Origin of the sequence: Roseateles sp., assembly GCF_047654785.1 — a bacterium.
Classification (GTDB): Bacteria; Pseudomonadota; Gammaproteobacteria; order Burkholderiales; family Burkholderiaceae_C; genus Pelomonas.
Window position 1 is genome coordinate 1058735 of record NZ_JASGKQ010000003.1, and the last position, 17350, is coordinate 1076084.

Sequence of the window (17350 nt, forward strand, 5' to 3'; positions counted from 1 at the left end):
GCAAACAGGCAACGATAAATGGGGCGGCGCGCCGGCCGCGGATTGGAACAGGTTCTCAGGCCAGCGGCGGCCGGCCGGCGTAGCCGGTCAGCTCCAGGTAGCCCCAGCCGGCCTCGCGGCCGCGCTCGTCCAGCAGGCGGGCGGCGCCCTCCCAGTAGACGAGGCCGGTGCTGGCGCGGGCGTCGATTTCCTGCGCGTCGAACGCGGCCACCAGGCGCATGTCGCCGGCCGGGCTGCGCAGCTGCCACTCGACGGGCCAGCGGCCGCCGGTGGCGGGGCTGGTCCAGTGCCGCCGCGGCGTCATCACCACCTCGCCGGGCGCGAAGCTGCGGTCCGGCTCGCCCGGGCGGCGCAGGCTGCCGCCGGCCCAGTGGCGCGAGCCGTCCGGCCGGCGCAGCTGGAACAGCGTCAACGCGCGGCCGTCGTGCAGGTTGATGCCCAGCCAGTCCCAGCCGACGGCGCCGCCCAGCAGGCGGTCGCTCCATTCGTGGTCCAGCCAGCTGCGGCCGGCCAGGCTCTGGCGGCCGCCGTCCAGCGTCAGAGCGGCCTGGGTGTGCAGCTGCGGGCGGGAGTAGTAGTGGCTGAACTGCGCCGGGTCCGGCCCCTTGCGGGAGCGGCCGCCGTCGCCCTGCAGCAGCGGCGCGTCGGGCGAGGCCAGCTCCAGCTCCAGCGAGAAGCCCGGCCCGCTGAACACTGCGCGGTGGCCGTCGCGCTCGCGCCGCAGCCGCCAGTCGCGCAGCTGGAGCTGGCAGTCGCCCTCGGCGGCGAACACCGCGCCCGGCGTGGCGCGCAACAGGCGCTGCGCATGGCGCTGGCGCTTCGCGCCCAGGTCGGACAGCGCCACGTGGCCCAGCAGCAGCTGCCGGGCGGCCAGCGCGCTGGGGTGGCCGGCCGCGGCCGGGCCGCGCAGCCGGAAGAAGGTGAGCTGGTAGCCGAAGCGTGGCGGGCTGCCGTCGCGGTCGCCCAGCAGGCCGGTGAGGTACCACCACTCGATGGCCTGGGCCGGGTGGGCGCCGAAGTCGGCGGGGAAGTCCATTGCCGCACTGCCACCATCGGCGTGCGCCGGCAGCGGCAGCGCGGCCAGCAGCAGCGTGCGGCGGGCGAGCGGCATCAGGCGTCCTCCCGCACGGCGTGGACGGCGTCGACACCCAGCGCGTGGCGGCCGGCCAGCAGCGAGGCACCCACGGTGGCCGCCAGCGCCAGGCCGGCCAGCGCGGCCAGGCGGCCCGGCGGCAGCGCCAGGTCCATGCTCCAGTGGAAGCTCTGCGGGTTCACCACGTACACCAGCACCGCGCTCAGCCCCAGCCCGAGCGCGAGGCCGGCGAGCACGCCCGCGCCGCCGCTGAGGCCGGCTTCGAGCAGCAGCAGGCGCAGCAGGCCGCGCCGCGACAGCCCCAGGTGGCGCAGCAGCCCGAACTCGCGCCGCCGCGCCAGCGCCTGCGCCGACTGGCTGGCGGCGACGCCGAACAGCCCCACCGCCAGCGCCACCGCCTGCAGTACGGTGGTGATGGCGAAGCTGCGGTCGAACAGGCGCAGCGACAGCGCGCGCAGCTCGCCGGCCGCGGCCAGCTCCGCGGCGTCGCCGGCCAGCCGCTGCACGGCGGCGCGGGCCGCGTCCGGCGCGGCGCCGGGCGCCAGCCACAGCGCCAGCTCGGTGACGCCGGCATCGCCGCTCAGGCGCCGGTAGTCCGCCAGCGCCATCCACAGCGCGCTGGACTGGCGGGCGTAGTCGCGCCACACGCCCTGCACCTGCAGCATCGCGGGGCGGCCGTCCGCCAGCTCGGCGCGGACGACGCGGCCCGGCACCAGCCCGTCGCGGTCGCGGCCGGCCTCGTTGACCCACACCGGCACGGCGCCGGGCGCGGCCGGGCCGGCCCAGCGCGCCTGCAGCGGCAGGGCGCCGGCGTCCAGCGCGCGGGCGGTCAGCGGCACGGCCTCGGCCCCGAGCGCCAGCCGCAGCCGCGTCGTGCGCTGCGGCGCGCTGCGGGCCACGGCGGGCAGGCGCGCCAGCTGCGCGAGCAGCGCGGGCGGCAGCGGCGCGGGCTGGCCGCCGGCGTCGCGCAGCGGGCTGCGCAGGTAGAGGTCGGCGGGCAGCGCGGCGTCCAGCCAGTGCTGCAGCGACTGGCGGAAGCTGCCGATCATCACCGTCATCGCGACGGCCAGCGCCAGCGCGACCAGCACGCCGGCCAGCGCGCGGCGCGCATCGGCGGCCTGGTCGCGGCTGCGCTCGCGGGCCAGCAGCAGCAGCGGGCCGGCGCCCGCGCGCCCGAGCACCGCCGCCAGCGCCCGCACCAGCGCCGGCACCAGGGCCAGGCCGCCGAGCAGCAGGCAGAGCATGGCGAGGTAGGCGGCCACGGGCAGGTCCGGCCACCACGGCGGCAGCGCCGCCAGCGCGCCGCCCAGCGCCAGCAGCGCGACGCCCGCCCAGGCCGGCGCCGCGCGGCCGGCCGGCAGGCCCAGGCCCTTGAGCACCAGCGCCGGGGCGATGCGCCGCACCGTCCAGGCCGGCGCGAGCGCGGCGGCCAGCGTCGCCGCCAGGCCCAGCGCGGCATGGGCCAGCGCCGGCCCCAGCAGCGGCTGGCGCCACAGCAGCCCGGCCGACGCGCCGCTGGCGCCGTGCAGGCCCAGGTCGCTGCCGAGCAGCGCCAGCGCGCCGGCCGCCAGCGCCAGGCCGAGCGCCAGCCCCAGCGCCGTGCCGGCGGCGCCGATCACCAGGCCCTCCATGACCAGCAGCCGCCAGCGCATGCGCGCCGACACGCCCAGCACGCCGGCCAGCGCCCACTGCGGCAGGCGCTGCGCGGTGGCCAGCGACAGCACCGCGTAGACGAGGAAGCTGCCGGTGAACAGCGCCATCAGCGCCAGCAGGCCGAGGTTGACGCGATAGGCGCGGGTCAGGTCGGCGAGGCGGGCACCCTCGTCGCCGGGTGGCGCGGCGCGCCAGCGGGCGGGCAGGCGGGCGACCCAGGCGGCGGCGTCCACGCCGGAGGCGAGCTGCAGGTCGATGCGGTCCAGCGTGCCGAGGCGGCCGAACAGCGCTTGCGCGTCGGCGATGTCGAGCACGCCCAGCGGCGCGCTGCCGGCGGCGACGCGGCCGCCGATGCGCAGTTCCACGTCGCGCGGGCTGCCGTCGGGCTGGGGCAGCCTCAGATGCAGCCGCGCCGCACCGTGCGGCAGGCGCAGGCGCGCGGCGGCGTTCAGGTGCACCGTGTCGGGCGCGAGCAGCGCGCCGAGGCCGCCGTCGGTCTGCGGCGCTAGTTCTGGAGCGATGGGGCGGCCTTCGTTGGCCGAGGCCAGCAGCGCCAGCGGGTCCAGGCCGATCAGGCGGATGCTCAGGCCGTGGCCGGCCGCGTCGGTCTGGCCGGGCCACAGCGCCTGGGCCTCGACGACGGGGTTGGCGGCGGCGACCCCGGGGCGGCTCAGCAGCTCGGCGAGGTCGGCGTCGGCGAGCGGACCGGTGCGGGCGCGCAGCACCAGGTCGGGCTGGCCGTTGACGCCGCGCGCCGCGCGTGCGAACTCGGCCAGCGCCGCGCCGTTGAGCAGATGCACGCCGAAGGCCAGCGCCACGCCGAGCATGACGGCGACGACGGCCAGCACGACGCGGCCGGGCTGGTCGCGCCAGGCGGGCCAGCAGAGGTGGCGCCAGAGGCGGAGGGTCACGACGAAAAGGGGTTCAGCACGCGCACGCCGGTGCCCGAGAAGCCGGCCACGTTGCGCGTGACCAGCGTTAGGCCGTGCATCAGCGCGATGGCGGCGATCTGCTTGTCCAGTGCGTTCTCCGGGTGCGGCACGCGCAGCCGGCCCCAGACCTGGGCGGCATCCAGGTCGAAGGGCAGGATGAACTCCGCAAAATCCTGCACCACGCCGGCCAGCCAGTGTTCCAGCCGGTCGGCCTGCACGGTGTCGCCACGGCGGCGGATCAGGTCCACGCCGCGCCGCAGTTCGCCCACCGTCACGACGCTGAGGAAAGCGGGCTCGTCCCGCTCGGCGCAGCGGCGCAGGAAAGCCGACACGCCGGCGTCGGCCTTTTTTCCCTTGCGCGCTTCGCTGATGACGTGGGTGTCAATCAAATACACGCGCCGCCTCGCCGCCCTGCGCCCGCACGAAATCGGCATCCTCGCCCACGTCGGGCATGGCGGCCAGCACCTCGGCCGGCGAACGGCGGCGGGTTTTCAGCAGCGCGTCGGCCAGCACGGCGCGGTGCTCGGCCTCGGTGCTGCGCCCGTGGCGGGCGGCGCGCGACTTCAGCGCCTTGACGATGGCGTCATCGACGTTGCGGACGATCAGGCTGGACATGCGCGGCTTTCGGGGTGGGGATGCTATCAATGATCGCGATCCGGGATTCGGGCCCCAGGGTCCAGGTCCTAGTCGGCACGCAGGTCGTTCGCGCCCAGCCGCAGCCGCCGGTCCGCCGCCTGTGCGGCCTTGCGAATCAACGCCATGCACCTGGAACACGCTCTTGGCCAAATCCAGGCCGATCGTCGTAATCTCCATCTCGGACGCCCCTTCCGGTCAGTGGTTGAACATTGCCCTTCCACTTTGGCACTTCGATGCCGTTCAAGGTGGGGGCGTCCATCCCATTAACCTACGCGCTACGACCCAACAATAAAGTTAGGTGTCACCATCGTGTTCACGTTGGAGAGATCGATACTCATCATCACCAAGTCGTCGCTTAGGTGCTCCCCACCACTCCCTGACAAGCGTGTGCGCAATCCCTTCACCAGGCGGTGCGTGACCCGAAAACCGAGCTTCTCGTAAAAGCGACCCGCCGTCTGTGTGCCAAGATGTATCGCGCTCACCCCCTGCCCGCGCAGCGCCTCGAACATTGCCTCAGCCAGTCGCGTGCCGGTTGTGGGTGGCAGGCCCTGCACAAGCGACAGCATTGCCAGATAGGCAAAGCGTTTGCCGTCGCGTTCATGGACAGAGCCGCAGGCACCGCCACAGAGTCGGCCATTTCCATCAACCAGTTTGAGCACGAATGTAGGACGGATCTTTTCATCTGCCTCATCGACCGCTTCAAGGTAAAGCGAGCAGGCGCCCGCCGCTTGAGCATCTCGCGCCAGGGTAAACGCATATGTATGGTCGGGGCCAGCCGGCATGTCGATTTTTACAGGTGTGTAGCCGGCCGAAGAAAGCGGCCCTAGCAACTGCTGGCCGTAGGTTGTCAGCACGACAATTTGCGAGATCGGACGGCTCTTCCGGAACTCGCCCACGCGCGTGGCGATATAGCCGACGGGGTCAGTGAGAAAGTCGTCCGTTTGCTGTTCTATGATTGGCGGATACTCGACAGCGACATTCGGGCCAAACCCGAATTCTCGCTCACGCTCGGCGAAAATATGGTAGATATTTGCCGCCTCTGAATTGAGCTGTTCGCGCGGTGTGTCGGCTTGCGTCATAACGCTTAAGAAAAATTCCTGGGTACCCACCTGTATCGTCGTCACGATATCCTCCGTCGTTGTTGAAAAGTGCAGCATGATTTCTGCCGAAATGCTGAAATTGTTGCCTGCATGCGGCGGGCGACGCCCGGTAGGCTGGGCGTGAGTACCGCGAACCCCAACTCCCAACAGCACCGATGACGTAGAGGCTCGCAAGCTTCCCCCAACCTGCGAACTGCTACGCCGCATGCAGCCCGCCGACATCCAGCCGCAGCCGCCGGTCGGCAGACTGCGCCGCCACGTCCGAATGTGTTACCAACAGGCAGGCGGCGCCGGCCTCCTGCGTGCAGCGCCGCAGCAGCGCCAGCACCTCCGCTGCATGCCGCGCATCGAGGTTGCCGGTGGGCTCGTCGGCGAGCACGAGGCGCGGCCGGTGCACCAGCGCCCGCGCGATGGCGACCCGCTGCAGCTGCCCGCCGGAGAGCTGGCGCGGCATGCGCGCGGCCAGCGCCGACAGGTCCACCGCCGCCAGCATCTGCGCGACGCGGCTGGCGTCCTCCCGCCCGAGCAGCCGCAGCGGCAGGGCCACGTTGTCCGCCACGCTCAGGTGCGGCAGCAGGTGGAAGGCCTGGAAGACGAAGCCCAGCGCCCGCCGCCGCAGCGCCGAGCGCCCCTCGTCGTCCAGCGCGCACAGGTCCTCGCCGTCGAGCAGGACCTGGCCGGCGTCCGCCTCGTCCAGCCCCGCCAGGCAGTTCAGCAGCGTGGACTTGCCCGCGCCCGATTCGCCCAGCAGCGCGACGATCTCGCCCGGCGCGAGGTCGAGATCGACGCCCGCGAACACGGCCACGTCGCCGTAGGACTTGCGCAGCCCGCGCGCCTGCAGCACCGGCGCCGTCATCGGCCGGACTCCGGCTCGCTGCGGGCGGCGCGGCCCCTGGGCGGCGCGAGCTTGATGCCGCGCCGGCCCAGCGCCTCGCGCAGCAGCAGCTCGGTCTGGGCGTTGGCGCTGCGCAGCTCGGCCGCCGCGAGCCGCTCGACCTCGGCCCACAGCGCGGGGTCCACGCGCAGCGGGAAGGATTTCTTGTCGGGGCTGGCCATGCGATCAGTCGGGATCGCCCGGGCGGCGTGGGCGGCGCTGCCGGGCCGGGGCCGCCGGGGCCGGGGGCGCCGGGAAGAGCCGGTAGCACTGCCAGAACCACAGCAGAAACCACAGGACCAGGCCAGCCGCGCCCAACTGCCAGGCGGCGCGCGGCGGCTGCGGCCAGGCCGGCTGGCCCTGCAGCAGCGCGAAGGCGTGGATGCCGCCCATCAGCAGCACCAGCATCAGGCCCACGCCGCTCAGGTGCTCGCCCAGCCTCGCCAGCGTGGCCTCGCGCCGCTCGGGCGCCAGCCAGTAGGCGCGGTGGGGCAGGTTGATCAGGTCGGGCCGGGTGCGGCCCAGCCAGGCCACGAAGGCGCTGCTGCACAGCCCGGCCAGGGCCAGCGAGCACAGCATGATGGCGACGAAGACCTCCCGCGAGGTCTGCTTGCCCGGGTCGCCCACCTGGGCGGGCAGCCAGGGCAGCGTGGCCAGCATCAGCAGCGCCGTGAGCGGCCAGGCGATGTAGAAGAGGCGGCGCTTCATACTCTCAGGTGTAGAGGGAGCCGGCGTTGACGACCGGCTGGGTCTCGCGGTCCGAGCACAGCACGACCAGCAGGTTGCTGACCATGGCCGCGCGGCGCTCGTCGTCCAGCACGACGATCTCGCGCTCGCTCAGACCCTTGAGCGCGGACTCCACCATCTCCACCGCGCCCTGCACGATCTTGCTGCGCGCGCTGATGATGGCCTCGGCCTGCTGGCGGCGCAGCATCACCTGCGCGATCTCGGGCGCGTAGGCGAGGTGGCTGATCTTGGCGTCCAGCACGTCCACGCCCGCGTCGGCGAAGCGCGCCTGCAGCTCCGCGCGCAGCGCCAGCGCGACGGCGTCCTGGCCGCCGCGCAGCGTCACGCCGCCGGGTTCCATCTCGTCGGCCTCGTCGTAGGCATAGCAGGTGGCGAGGTGGCGGATCGCGGCCTCGGCCTGCACGCGGACATAGGCCTCGTAGTCGTCCACCTGGAACAGCGCCTGCACCGTGTCGCGCACCCGCCAGACGACGACGGCGCTGATCTCGATCGGGTTGCCGCGCTGGTCGTTGACCTTGAGCACCGGCGCGTTGAGGTTGCGATCGCGCAGCGAGATGCGCTTCTTCAGCGCCAGCGGGTTGGCCCAGCGCAGGCCGGTGCCGCGGTCGCTGCCGATGTAGGCGCCGAACAGCGTCAGCACCGCGGCCTGGTTGGGGTTGAGCATGTAGAGCCCCGCCAGCATCAGCACCCCGGCCAGCAGCAGCGGAACGCCCGCCAGCGGCGCGCCGCGCGTCAGGGCCAGCACGCCCAGCGCCAGCAGCGCCACGCCCAGCGCGACCATCGGGTAGCCGTTGGCGCTGCGCGCCTGGCGCTCGCTGACGGGGGTGTCGCGCGGCGGGGTGGGAGTGGGCATGGCGGCTCCTGGGTCAGAAGTGAATCAAAGTGATATCACTTTAACGGGGCTTGCGCGTGGGCGCAAGCGGGCTCAGCCGAGCAGCCGCTGCAGGCCGGCGAGCAGCTCGGCGACGGGCTGGGCGCCGTCGCAGGCGATGACGCGGCGCCGGGGCATGCCGCGCAGCCAGGTGACCTGGCGCTTGGCGAGCTGGCGGGTGGCGGCGATGCCGCGCTCGCGCAGGTCGTGGAAGTCGTCGGCGTCCAGCGCTTCCCAGACCTGCCGGTAGCCGACGCAGCGCATCGACGGCAATTGCAGCGACAGGTCGCCGCGCGCGCGCAGCGCCCGCACCTCGTCGACCAGGCCGCCCGCCAGCATCGCGTCGAAGCGCCGCGCCAGCCGCTCGTGCAGCCAGGCGCGGTCGGTGGGCTCCAGCGAGAACAGCGGCCAGTCCACGCCCTTCATGTCGCCGTCCTTGCGGGTGGCGGCGTGCAGCGCGCTCATCGTCTGCCCGCTGATGCGGATGACCTCCAGCGCGCGCTGGATGCGCTGGCTGTCGTGGGGCGCCAGCCGCGCGGCGGTCTCGGGGTCCAGCCTGGCCAGCTCGGCGTGCAGCGCCGGCCAGCCGCGCTCGGCGGCCTCGGCGTCCAGCGCGGCGCGCAGCGCGGCGTCGGCCTGCGGCAGCGTGGAGAGGCCGTCGAACAGCGCCTTGAAGTACAGCATCGTGCCGCCGACGAGCAGCGGCAGCCGGCCGCGCGCGGCGATGTCGGCGGCCAGGCGCTGCGCGTCGCGCACGAACTCGGCGGCCGAGTAGCTCTGCGCCGGGTCGAGGATGTCGATCAGGTGGTGCGGCACGGCGGCCTGTTCGGCGGCCGTGGGCTTGGCGGTGCCGACGTCCATGCCGCGGTAGACCAGTGCCGAATCGACGCTGATGATCTCCACCGGCAGCACCTCGGCCACCGCCAGCGCCGCCGCCGTCTTGCCGCAGCCCGTCGGCCCGGCCAGGCAGATCGGGGTCAGAACTTCTCCCACGGCGACAGATAACGCCATTGGCCGACCGGCAGATGGCCGAGCGGGATGCGGCCGATGCGCACGCGCTTCAGGCCGACGACCTTGAGGCCGACCAATTCGCACATGCGGCGGATCTGCCGCTTCTTGCCCTCGCGCAGCACGAAGCGCAGCTGCTGCTCGTTCTGCCAGCTGACCTTGGCGGGCTTGAGCGGCTCGCCGTCGAGTTCGAGGCCGTGGTTCAGCAGCGCGAGCTGCTCGGGCGCCAGCGCCGCGTTGGGCAGCGTGCCCTCGGGCACCGGGTGGCCGACGAACTCGACGCGTACCAGGTATTCCTTCTCGATGTCGGAGTCGTCGCCGATCAACGCGCGGGCGATGCGGCCGTCCTGGGTCAGCACGAGCAGGCCGGTGGAGTCGATGTCCAGCCGGCCGGCGGGCGCGAGGTGGCGGTGGTGGTTGGGGTGGGGCTTGATGCCGGAGGGGTCGTCCTGCCAGCGGTTCTCCGGCTGGAACAGCACCACCGCCGGCTCGTAGCCGTCCTCGGCCTGGCCGGACACGTAGCCGACGGGCTTGTGCAGCAGCACCGTGACGAGCTGCGACTGCGCCTGCCGGGCGGCGGGGTCGATGTCGATCCGCACGTCGCCGACGACGCGCTGGCCCAGCACCGCGACCCGGCCGTCCACGCGCACCCAGCCGGCGGCGATCCACTCGTCCGCCTCGCGGCGCGACGCCAGCTTCAGCTCGCTCATGCGCTTGGACAGGCGGTCGCCGGCCTCGGCATCGACCTCGCGCCGCGGCGCACGGCGCGGTGCGTCGTCCGGGCCGCGGTTGGACGCGCGGCGCTGGTCCACGCGCGGGCCGCGCTCGGGGCGCGGCGGCTCGGTCCGGAAGGCGGATGCCTGGGGCCGGGCCGGGCGCTCGTCGCGGCGTGGCGGCGCGGGGCGCTCGTCGCGGCGCTGCTGGGCCTTCTGGAACTGCTCCTCGCGCTCGGCGCGTTCGGCCTGCGCCTTGGCGAGCGTCGGGCGCGGCTTGGAGACGCCCTTGCCGCGCAGCGGCGCGCGCTTCTCGCCGTCGGCGTTGCGGGTCTTGGCGGCGGGCTTGGGCTTGCCCTTCAGGGTGATCGTGGCCATGTCAACGTCCGCGTAGGAAAAGGGCGTCCAGCTCTTTCATGCCGAGCTGGCGCCAGGTGGGGCGGCCGTGGTTGCACTGGTCGGCGCGCTCGGTGGCTTCCATGTCGCGCAGCAGCGCGTTCATCTCGTCCAGCGTCAGCTGCCGGTTCGCGCGCACGGCGCCGTGGCAGGCCATGGTGGCCAGGATCTCGTGCTGCGCGCGCTCCAGCACCGAGCTGGCGTCGAACTGCGCCATCTCGGCCAGCAGCTCGCGGGTCAGCGCGACCAGGTCGCTGGCGGCCAGCAGCGCCGGCCGCGAGCGCACGGCCAGCGTGCGGGCGGACAGCGGCGCCACGTCCAGGCCGAGCCGGCCCAGCGTGTCGGCATGCTGCTCGGCGGCCGCGACCTCCTCGGCCGTCGCGGCGAAGCTGACCGGGATCAGCAGCGGCTGGCTCTCGATGGCGGTGGCGCCCAGCCGGGCCTTCAGCCGTTCGTAGACGACGCGCTCGTGGGCCGCGTGCATGTCGACGATGACCAGGCCCTGCCGGTTCTCGGCCAGGATGTAGACGCCCTGGATCTGCGCGATGGCGCGGCCCAGCGGCCAGTCGTCCGGCGCGCCGGCAAGCGCCTGCGGTGCGGCGGCGGTCGGGATTGCGGGAAGGGCGGCCGGGGCGGCAGTGGAGGTGCCGGGCCGCCACAGCGCCTCGTGCTGCACCAGCGACAGCCGCACCTGCTCGGCCGAGGCCGGCACCGGCGGCGCGTACTGGTAGGCGGGCCGGTTCTCGGCGACGTGCGGCGCGGCGGCGGCGGTGGCCACGGGCGCGAAGGCCGGCGGCGCCGTCGCGGCGTCGAGGCCCGCCGCCTCGGCGCTGCGCGACGGGGCCAGCGCGTCGATGAAGGCGCGGCGCACCGCCTGGTGGAGGGCGCGGCCGTCGCGGAAGCGCACCTCGATCTTGGTCGGGTGCACGTTCACGTCCACCAGCTCGGGCGCGATCTCGATGAACAGCACATAGCTGGGCTGGCGCTGGCCGTGCAGCACGTCCTCGTAGGCGGAGCGGATCGCGTGGCTGATGAGCTTGTCGCGCACGTAGCGGCCGTTGACCCACACGTACTGCTGGTCCGCGCGCGAGCGGGCGGCCTCGGGCAGGCCGGCGCGGCCGGTCAGCGCCAGCGGCCCGGCCGCGTGCGCGAAGGCGCGGCTGTCGGCGATGAAGTCCTCGCCCAGCACGTCGGCGATGCGCTGCTCGGCCGTGGCGGCGCGCCACTGGTCCACCAGCCGGCCCTCGTGCCAGATGGCGAAGCCCACGTCGGGCCGCGCCAGCGCATGGCGGCGCACGGCCTCCACGCAGTGGGCCAGCTCGGTGGCGTCGGTCTTCAGGAACTTGCGGCGCGCGGGCGTCGAGAAGAACAGCTCGCGCACCTCGACGCTGGTGCCGCGCGCGCGGGCGGCGGGCTGCAGCTCGCCGCTGCGGGCGTCCAGCCGGTGGGCGTGGGCGTCGGCCGCGGTGCGCGACGCGATCGCCATCTCCGACACCGACGCGATGGCGGCCAGCGCCTCGCCGCGGAAGCCCATCGTGGCGACCGATTCGAGGTCGTGCAGGCTGGCGATCTTGCTCGTGGCGTGGCGGCGCAGCGCCAGCGGCAGCTGCGCCGCCGGGATGCCGCAGCCGTCGTCCTCGACGACGATGGCGCGCACGCCGCCGGCCATCAGCTTGACATGGATGTTGCGGGCGCCGGCGTCCAGCGCGTTGTCCACCAGCTCGCGCACCACCGAGGCGGGGCGCTCCACCACCTCGCCCGCGGCGATCTGGCTGATCAGCTCGTCGGGCAGCTCGCGGATGGCGCGGGGCGGGGCAAGGTCGGGCAGGGAGACATCCATCGGCCGGGATTATCGGCGGGGCCGGGATAATCCCCCGCCATGGACCTGATGCACTTCCTCATCGATTTCATCCTGCACGTCGACCAGCACCTGGCCGGCTTCGTGCAGGCCTACGGCACCTGGGTGTACGCGCTGCTGTTCCTGATCATCTTCGTGGAGACCGGCCTGGTGGTGATGCCCTTCCTGCCGGGCGACTCGCTGCTGTTCGTCGTCGGCGCGCTGTGCGGCGCCGGCATGATGAGCCTGCCGCTGGCCATCGCCGTGCTGCTGGCGGCGGCCATCCTCGGCGACCAGGTCAACTACCTGATCGGCCGGCGCATCGGCCCCAAGGTGTTCCAGTGGGAGCAGTCCCGCTTCTTCAACAAGCGCGCCTTCGACGCGGCCCATGCGTTCTACGAGGAGCGCGGCGGCATCACCATCGTGCTGGCCCGCTTCATGCCGTTCGTGCGCACCTTCGCGCCCTTCGTGGCCGGCGTCGCGGCGATGAGCCGTGGCAAGTTCACGGCCTTCAACGTCGTCGGCGCGCTGGTCTGGGTGGTGGGCCTGACGCTGGCCGGCTACCTGTTCGGCAACCTGCCCTGGGTGCAGGCCAACCTGAGCAAGATCATCTGGGCGCTGATCCTGATCCCGGGCCTGATCGTCATCGCCGGCGGCCTGAAGGGCCGCTTCCAGCGCCAGCCGGGCTGACCGTGAAGCCCTGGGCGGCCCTGTCCCTGCGCGGCCGCCTGTTCCTGCTCGCGCTGCTGCCGCTGCTGGCGTCGCTGCTGCTGATCGCCTTCGCGGTGCGCCAGCAGGAGCGCGCGCTGGCCGGGCGCGAGCATGCGCTGGTGCGGGCCAGCTACATGGAGGCGCGGCGCACCGAGCTCAAGCACTACGTGGACCTGGCCTTCAGCACGGTCAAGCCGCTGCTCGGCCGGCCCGGCGGGCAGCAGCAGGCGCTGCAAATCCTGCAGTCGCTGGACTACGGGCCGGACGGCTATTTCTTCGTCTACACGCTGGACGGCCGCGTGCTGATGCACTCGCGCCAGCCCGAGCTGGTCGGCCGCGACCTGTGGGCGCTGCGCGACCCGCAGGGCCGGCCGACCATCCAGCGGCTGGTCGCGCGCGCCCGGGCCGGCGGCGGCTATGTGGAATACCTGTGGCGCCAGCCGTCCAGCAGCCTGCAGGGGCCCAAGCTGGGCTATGTGGTGGCCGTGCCCGAGTGGGGCTGGATGCTGGGCACGGGGCTGTACCTGGACGGCATCGAGGCGACCATGGCCGAGCTGGAGCGCGGCGCGCGCCAGAACATCACCGCGACGCTGCTGTGGGTGGGCGCGGTGGCGGTGGTCGGCGTGGCGCTGATCAGCGCCGGGGCGCTGGCGCTGAACCTCAGCGAGCACCGCAGCGTCGAGGCCAAGCTGCGCGCGCTGGCCCGCGAGGTGGTGCAGAGCCAGGAGGACGAACGCGCCCGGCTGGCCCGCGAGCTGCACGACGGCGTCAGCCAGGCGCTGGTGGCGACCAAGCTGCTGATCGAGTCGGCCCAGCAGGAGCCCGGCGGCGCCGAGCGGCTGCAGGCGCTGGCGCTGAAGCGGCTGAACAGTGCGCTCGCGGAGGTGCGCCACCTGTCGCATGCGCTGCGCCCGGCGCTGCTGGACACGCTGGGGCTGCCGGCCGCGCTGCAGCACCTGGCCGGCGAGTTCGACGCGGCCGGCGGCACCCGCTTCGAGGCTGCGGTGTCGGGCGAGGAGCTGGCGCTGCCCGAGGCCGTGAAGACGGCGCTGTTCCGCATCGCGCAGGAGGCGCTGAACAATGCCGCGCGCCACGCGCGGGCCTCGCGCGTGAGCGTGGCGCTGCGCTTCGAGCCGCGCGGCGGCCTGTCGCTGCAGGTGGCGGACGACGGCCGCGGCTTCGACGCCGAGGCCGCCCAGGCCGTGGCCGACCGGGGCCTGGGCCTGCGCAGCATGCGTGAGCGCGCCGCTGCGCTGGGCGCGCGGCTGGCGCTGGACACCGCGCCGGGCCGCGGCTGCCGGCTTGCGGTCACACTGTCGGCCGCCGACCTCGCCCGCATCGCCGCATGACGACTCCCGCCGCCCCCATCCGCATCCTGCTCGTCGACGACCACCCGATGGTGCGCGAGGGCCTGGTGGCGCGGCTGCAGGCGGTGCCGCGCTTCGACGTGGTGGGCGAGGCCGGCGGCCGCGCCGAGGCGCTGGCGCAGCTGCAGCACGGTGCGCCCGACGTGGTGCTGATGGACGTGGGGCTGAAGGACGGCAACGGCATCGCGCTGGGCGCCGAGATGCTGGCGGCGCGGCCGGCCATGAAGCTGCTGATGTTCAGCATGTACGACAACCCGGAGTACGTGCAGCGCGCGCTGACCGCCGGCGCGCGGGGCTATGTGCTGAAGGACGCGCCGGCCAGCGAGATCGTCTCGGCCATCGACGCGGTGGCCGCCGGCGGCACCTTCCTGAGCGCGGCCGTGTCGGGCCGGCTGTTCCGCGGCCAGGCGCCGCGGCCGGTGCTGACGCCGCGCGAGAGCGAGATCCTGGGCCAGCTGGGGCAGGGCGCGTCCAGCAAGCAGATCGCCCGCGACCTGGACCTGTCGGTGCGCACCGTCGAGGCGCACCGGCAGAGCATCAAGCGCAAGCTCGGGCTGGACGGGCAGGCGGAGCTGATCCGCTACGCGGTCGAGCACGCCCGCCAGGCGCGCTGACCCGCGCAGCCCCGCCGCCGCTCAGAGCCGCCAGCTGGCGCTGACGCCGTAGGTGCGGCCGAGCACGTCATAGGTGTCGGGGTAGGTGCCGAAGGTCGCGGCGTTGGTGGGCGCGGGCGGCTTCCTGTTGGTCAGGTTGCCGATGCCGAAGCTCAGCGTCATGCCCTGGACCGACGCCGGGCGGTAGGCCAGGTTGAGGTCGAAGCTGTCCTGCGCGGCGATGGTCTCGGTGGCGTTGGCGGCCGAGTCGCGCACCTTGCCGATGCGTTTCCAGACCACGCCGGCCGTCAGCCGCGGCATGACCCAGGTGGCGCCGACGCGGTGGCGGTAGTCGGGCGCGACCAGCGAGACGCTGTCGGACGAGCAGTTGGCGCCGAACGTGCCCTTGCAGTCCAGCGGCGACAGCGTGGCGTTGCGCTGCAGCGTGTACTTGGTGACGACGCTGCCCATGAAGCTCAGGTCCAGCTGCTCGCCCGCCCGCCCGAACGGCGCCTTCTGCTGCCAGCGCAGCTCGACGTCGTAGCCGCGCTGCTCCATGGTGCCCAGGTTCATGTCGGTGACGAAGGCGTCCTTGATGCGGCCGGTGGCGGGGTCGCGGGTGACGGCGCCGCACAGCGGGTTGCCGGGCGTCGGGTCGGTGATGTAGCAGTTGGTGAGCGCCGCCACGGGCTGGATCTGGCCCACCGCGTCGCGCAGGCGCAGGTGGTAGAAGTCCACCGTCGCCGACAGGCCGGGCAGGGCGGTCGGCGTCAGCACGAAGCCCAGCGTGCGGGTGTTGCCCTTCTCGGGGCGGATGTCGGGGTTGCCGCCGAAGAAGTAGCCGCCGGGCAGGTTGGCGGGGTCGAGCGAGTCGTAGGCGCCGACGGCCGGGGCGCCGAGCCGCTGGCACTGCTCCTGGCTGGCGCCGCTGCCGGCGATCACGCAGGGGTCGCCGAGATAGCGCGACTGCAGCCGCGGCACGGTGCGCAGATTGGCGAACGGGATGCTGAACACCGGGTTGGAGAACTCGCCGAAGTTCGGCTCGCGGATGACCTTCTGGCGGCTGCCGCGCAGGCGCAGGTCGTCGACGACCTGCCAGTTGAACGCGAGCTTGTCGGTGTCGTGCGTGCCGCCCTCGCCGACGCTGCGCTCGTACTTGCTGCGGCGGAAGGCCGCCTCCAGCTCCAGGCGCTTGAAGGCCGGCAGGTTCTTCAGCAGCGGCAGCTTGAGTTCGGCATAGGCCTCGTCGGCGTCGAGCTTGGGCGGCCGGGCGGGCGGGGTCTCGACGCTCTGGCTGAAGGAGCCGGACAGGGCCTGGTCGTAGCCGAATTCGCCGCGCTCGCGGCGGGCCTCGATGCCGACGGCAAACTGCGGCGCGCCGGCCGGCAGCCGGTCGAGCCAGCCGATGCTGCCGCTCACGGTCGCGGCGGCCACGGTCTGGCGGCGCACGCGCGTGCCGTAGCTCCAGTCCTGCGCCAAGCTGGAGAGGTCGGCGCCCGGCCCGAACAGGTCCACGCTGTTGACCAGCGCGGCGAAGCGGGACTTGACGCCGTCGCCGCGCACGACGATGTCCTCGGCGCTGCGGCCGGTCTGCACATAGACGTCCCAGTCGATGTCGTCGGTGAACGAGCCGCGCAGGCCCAGCTGGGCCTGGCTGGTGGTGCGCTCGTTGCGGGCGGTCTGCACGCCCAGCTCGCCCAGGCTGCGGTTGATGTTGACCTGCGCGACGCCGTTGACGAAGGTCATCAGCGCCTTCGCCTCGGCCGGGAAATAGGGGTTGTCCTCGCGGATGCCGTAGACGCCGTTCACCACCGCAGGCGCCTGGCCCAGCCGCGGGGCGCCGGTGGTTTCGCTGCTGCTGACCATGAAGCGGCCGTAGGCCTCGACGTCCGCGCCCAGGTCGGCCGTGAAGAAGACCGAGCCGTTGATCCGCTTCATCGGCTGCACCAGCAGGTAGTCGGCGGCGTAGTTCGTCGTCTGCGGCGTGGTCGTGAAGGCGCCGCGGGCGTCAGCCGAGAAGGTGCGGCCGCTGACGACGTCGCGGTAGTTGCCGCCGTTGCCGGCCACCGTGGCCGCGCCGCGCAAGGCCCAGTCCGCGCGGTCGCCGGCCAGCAGCGCGTCGCGCTGCGCGTACTCGACGAAGCCGACGACGTGCGCGTTGCCGAAGCGGCGGCCGGCCGTCACGCTGGCCGCCGTCGTGCTGCCGCCGCCGCTGGCCTGGCTGCGGTTCAGGTCCAGGCGGACGCCGTCGAAGCGGTCGTCCATGATGAAGTTCACCACCCCGGCCACCGCGTCGGCCCCGTAGACGGCGGCGGCGCCGCCGGTCAGCACGTCCACCTGCTTGATCAGCGTGGCCGGGATGAAGTTCACGTCCACCGCGTTGCGGAAGCTGAAGGGCACGGCGCGCGTGCCGTTGATCAGCACCAGCGTGCGGTTCTGGCCCATGTTGCGCAGGTCCAGCGTCTGGGCGCCGAAGGCGTCGCTGCCGACGTTGGTGCTGTTCACGCCGCCGGCGAGCTGCGGCAGCTTGGACGAGAAGTCCTCCACCGTCACCGCGCGCCCGAGCGCGATGTCCTGGGCGCCGAAGCTGCTGACCGGGCTGGTGCCGCTGAGCTCGACCGACTTGATGCGCGTGCCGGTGATGACGACCGCCTCGACCTTCTGGACGTCCGCCGTCTGTTGCGCGAGGCAGGCCTGCGAGGCCAGCGCCAGCAGGCTCAGCGCGAAGCCGGCGCGGCGGGTGGTGGGGTGGGTGGGGGTCGATGTCATGGCGCACTCCGGTTGAATGCCGACATAGTACCTACATAGAACCAATTTTT

General features: G+C 73.3%; 16 protein-coding genes. 3 read left to right on the top strand and 13 right to left on the bottom strand.

Annotation, left to right across the window (positions count from 1 at the left end; translation table 11 throughout):
- Positions 1 to 55: 55 nt before the first annotated feature.
- The 12 genes from QM788_RS14005 to mutL all read right to left on the bottom strand — a co-directional run bounded on the left by QM788_RS14005 (position 56) and on the right by mutL (position 11863).
- The gene (locus QM788_RS14005; RefSeq protein WP_415662078.1) at positions 56 to 1111 is read right to left on the bottom strand and encodes a lipocalin-like domain-containing protein; all 1056 of its coding nucleotides are present in this window, start codon (positions 1109 to 1111) and stop codon (positions 56 to 58) included.
- Positions 1111 to 3657: an FtsX-like permease family protein gene (locus QM788_RS14010; protein ID WP_415662079.1), complete on the bottom strand. Its 2547-nt coding sequence runs from the start codon at positions 3655 to 3657 to the stop codon at positions 1111 to 1113. Before QM788_RS14010 ends, QM788_RS14005 begins: the two co-directional genes overlap by 1 nt.
- Positions 3654 to 4073, bottom strand: coding sequence for a type II toxin-antitoxin system VapC family toxin (locus QM788_RS14015; protein ID WP_415662080.1), 420 nt, complete (start codon positions 4071 to 4073; stop codon positions 3654 to 3656). Before QM788_RS14015 ends, QM788_RS14010 begins: the two co-directional genes overlap by 4 nt.
- Positions 4060 to 4293: a FitA-like ribbon-helix-helix domain-containing protein gene (locus tag QM788_RS14020; protein WP_415662991.1), complete on the bottom strand. Its 234-nt coding sequence runs from the start codon at positions 4291 to 4293 to the stop codon at positions 4060 to 4062. The genes QM788_RS14015 and QM788_RS14020 overlap by 14 nt, the downstream gene beginning before the upstream one ends.
- Positions 4294 to 4589: 296 nt before the next feature.
- On the bottom strand, positions 4590 to 5471 hold the full coding sequence (locus tag QM788_RS14025) for a GNAT family N-acetyltransferase (RefSeq protein ID WP_415662081.1): 882 nt from the start codon (positions 5469 to 5471) through the stop codon (positions 4590 to 4592).
- 139 nt (positions 5472 to 5610) lie between these two features.
- Complete coding sequence (locus QM788_RS14030) at positions 5611 to 6270, bottom strand: ABC transporter ATP-binding protein (RefSeq protein ID WP_415662082.1); 660 nt, start codon at positions 6268 to 6270, stop codon at positions 5611 to 5613.
- Positions 6267 to 6470 carry a hypothetical protein gene (locus QM788_RS14035; RefSeq protein ID WP_415662083.1) on the bottom strand — a complete coding sequence of 68 codons (204 nt, stop codon included), beginning with the start codon at positions 6468 to 6470 and terminating at the stop codon, positions 6267 to 6269. The genes QM788_RS14030 and QM788_RS14035 overlap by 4 nt, the downstream gene beginning before the upstream one ends.
- 4 nt (positions 6471 to 6474) lie before the next feature.
- On the bottom strand, positions 6475 to 6996 hold the full coding sequence (locus QM788_RS14040) for a hypothetical protein (protein ID WP_415662084.1): 522 nt from the start codon (positions 6994 to 6996) through the stop codon (positions 6475 to 6477).
- Positions 6997 to 7000: 4 nt separating this feature from the next.
- The gene (locus QM788_RS14045; RefSeq protein ID WP_415662085.1) at positions 7001 to 7888 is read right to left on the bottom strand and encodes an SPFH domain-containing protein; all 888 of its coding nucleotides are present in this window, start codon (positions 7886 to 7888) and stop codon (positions 7001 to 7003) included.
- Positions 7889 to 7960: 72 nt separating this feature from the next.
- Positions 7961 to 8917, bottom strand: coding sequence for a tRNA (adenosine(37)-N6)-dimethylallyltransferase MiaA (gene miaA / locus QM788_RS14050; protein ID WP_415662086.1), 957 nt, complete (start codon positions 8915 to 8917; stop codon positions 7961 to 7963).
- Entirely contained in the window at positions 8884 to 10005 is a 1122-nt protein-coding gene (locus tag QM788_RS14055; protein ID WP_415662087.1) for a pseudouridine synthase, read from the bottom strand. Before QM788_RS14055 ends, miaA begins: the two co-directional genes overlap by 34 nt.
- Before the next feature lies 1 nt (position 10006).
- On the bottom strand, positions 10007 to 11863 hold the full coding sequence (gene mutL, locus QM788_RS14060) for a DNA mismatch repair endonuclease MutL (RefSeq protein ID WP_415662088.1): 1857 nt from the start codon (positions 11861 to 11863) through the stop codon (positions 10007 to 10009).
- 39 nt (positions 11864 to 11902) lie between these two features.
- On the opposite strand from mutL, the gene QM788_RS14065 reads away from it, so the two are divergent.
- From QM788_RS14065 to QM788_RS14075, 3 genes are read left to right on the top strand one after another with little or no spacing between them, the layout of a single operon-like run.
- Complete coding sequence (locus QM788_RS14065) at positions 11903 to 12550, top strand: DedA family protein (protein WP_415662089.1); 648 nt, start codon at positions 11903 to 11905, stop codon at positions 12548 to 12550.
- Positions 12551 to 12552: 2 nt separating this feature from the next.
- Positions 12553 to 13920 (top strand): cache domain-containing protein, encoded by a 1368-nt coding sequence (locus QM788_RS14070; protein WP_415662090.1) that lies wholly within the window; start codon positions 12553 to 12555, stop codon positions 13918 to 13920.
- Complete coding sequence (locus QM788_RS14075) at positions 13917 to 14552, top strand: response regulator transcription factor (protein WP_415662091.1); 636 nt, start codon at positions 13917 to 13919, stop codon at positions 14550 to 14552. Before QM788_RS14070 ends, QM788_RS14075 begins: the two co-directional genes overlap by 4 nt.
- A gap of 21 nt (positions 14553 to 14573) precedes the next feature.
- On the opposite strand, the gene QM788_RS14080 is transcribed toward QM788_RS14075, so the two are convergent.
- Positions 14574 to 17300, bottom strand: coding sequence for a TonB-dependent receptor plug domain-containing protein (locus tag QM788_RS14080; RefSeq protein WP_415662092.1), 2727 nt, complete (start codon positions 17298 to 17300; stop codon positions 14574 to 14576).
- Positions 17301 to 17350: the final 50 nt, after the last annotated feature.

Coding starts and splice junctions, on each gene's coding strand:
- QM788_RS14045 (WP_415662085.1), bottom strand. CDS start 7,888: ATGCCCACTCCCACCCCGCCGCGCGACACCCCCGTCAGCGAGCGCCAG.
- QM788_RS14005 (WP_415662078.1), bottom strand. CDS start 1,111: ATGCCGCTCGCCCGCCGCACGCTGCTGCTGGCCGCGCTGCCGCTGCCG.
- mutL (WP_415662088.1), bottom strand. CDS start 11,863: ATGGATGTCTCCCTGCCCGACCTTGCCCCGCCCCGCGCCATCCGCGAG.
- QM788_RS14020 (WP_415662991.1), bottom strand. CDS start 4,293: ATGTCCAGCCTGATCGTCCGCAACGTCGATGACGCCATCGTCAAGGCG.
- miaA (WP_415662086.1), bottom strand. CDS start 8,917: ATGGCGTTATCTGTCGCCGTGGGAGAAGTTCTGACCCCGATCTGCCTG.
- QM788_RS14080 (WP_415662092.1), bottom strand. CDS start 17,300: ATGACATCGACCCCCACCCACCCCACCACCCGCCGCGCCGGCTTCGCG.
- QM788_RS14075 (WP_415662091.1), top strand. CDS start 13,917: ATGACGACTCCCGCCGCCCCCATCCGCATCCTGCTCGTCGACGACCAC.
- QM788_RS14025 (WP_415662081.1), bottom strand. CDS start 5,471: ATGCTGCACTTTTCAACAACGACGGAGGATATCGTGACGACGATACAG.
- QM788_RS14065 (WP_415662089.1), top strand. CDS start 11,903: ATGGACCTGATGCACTTCCTCATCGATTTCATCCTGCACGTCGACCAG.
- QM788_RS14030 (WP_415662082.1), bottom strand. CDS start 6,270: ATGACGGCGCCGGTGCTGCAGGCGCGCGGGCTGCGCAAGTCCTACGGC.
- QM788_RS14055 (WP_415662087.1), bottom strand. CDS start 10,005: ATGGCCACGATCACCCTGAAGGGCAAGCCCAAGCCCGCCGCCAAGACC.
- QM788_RS14040 (WP_415662084.1), bottom strand. CDS start 6,996: ATGAAGCGCCGCCTCTTCTACATCGCCTGGCCGCTCACGGCGCTGCTG.
- QM788_RS14035 (WP_415662083.1), bottom strand. CDS start 6,470: ATGGCCAGCCCCGACAAGAAATCCTTCCCGCTGCGCGTGGACCCCGCG.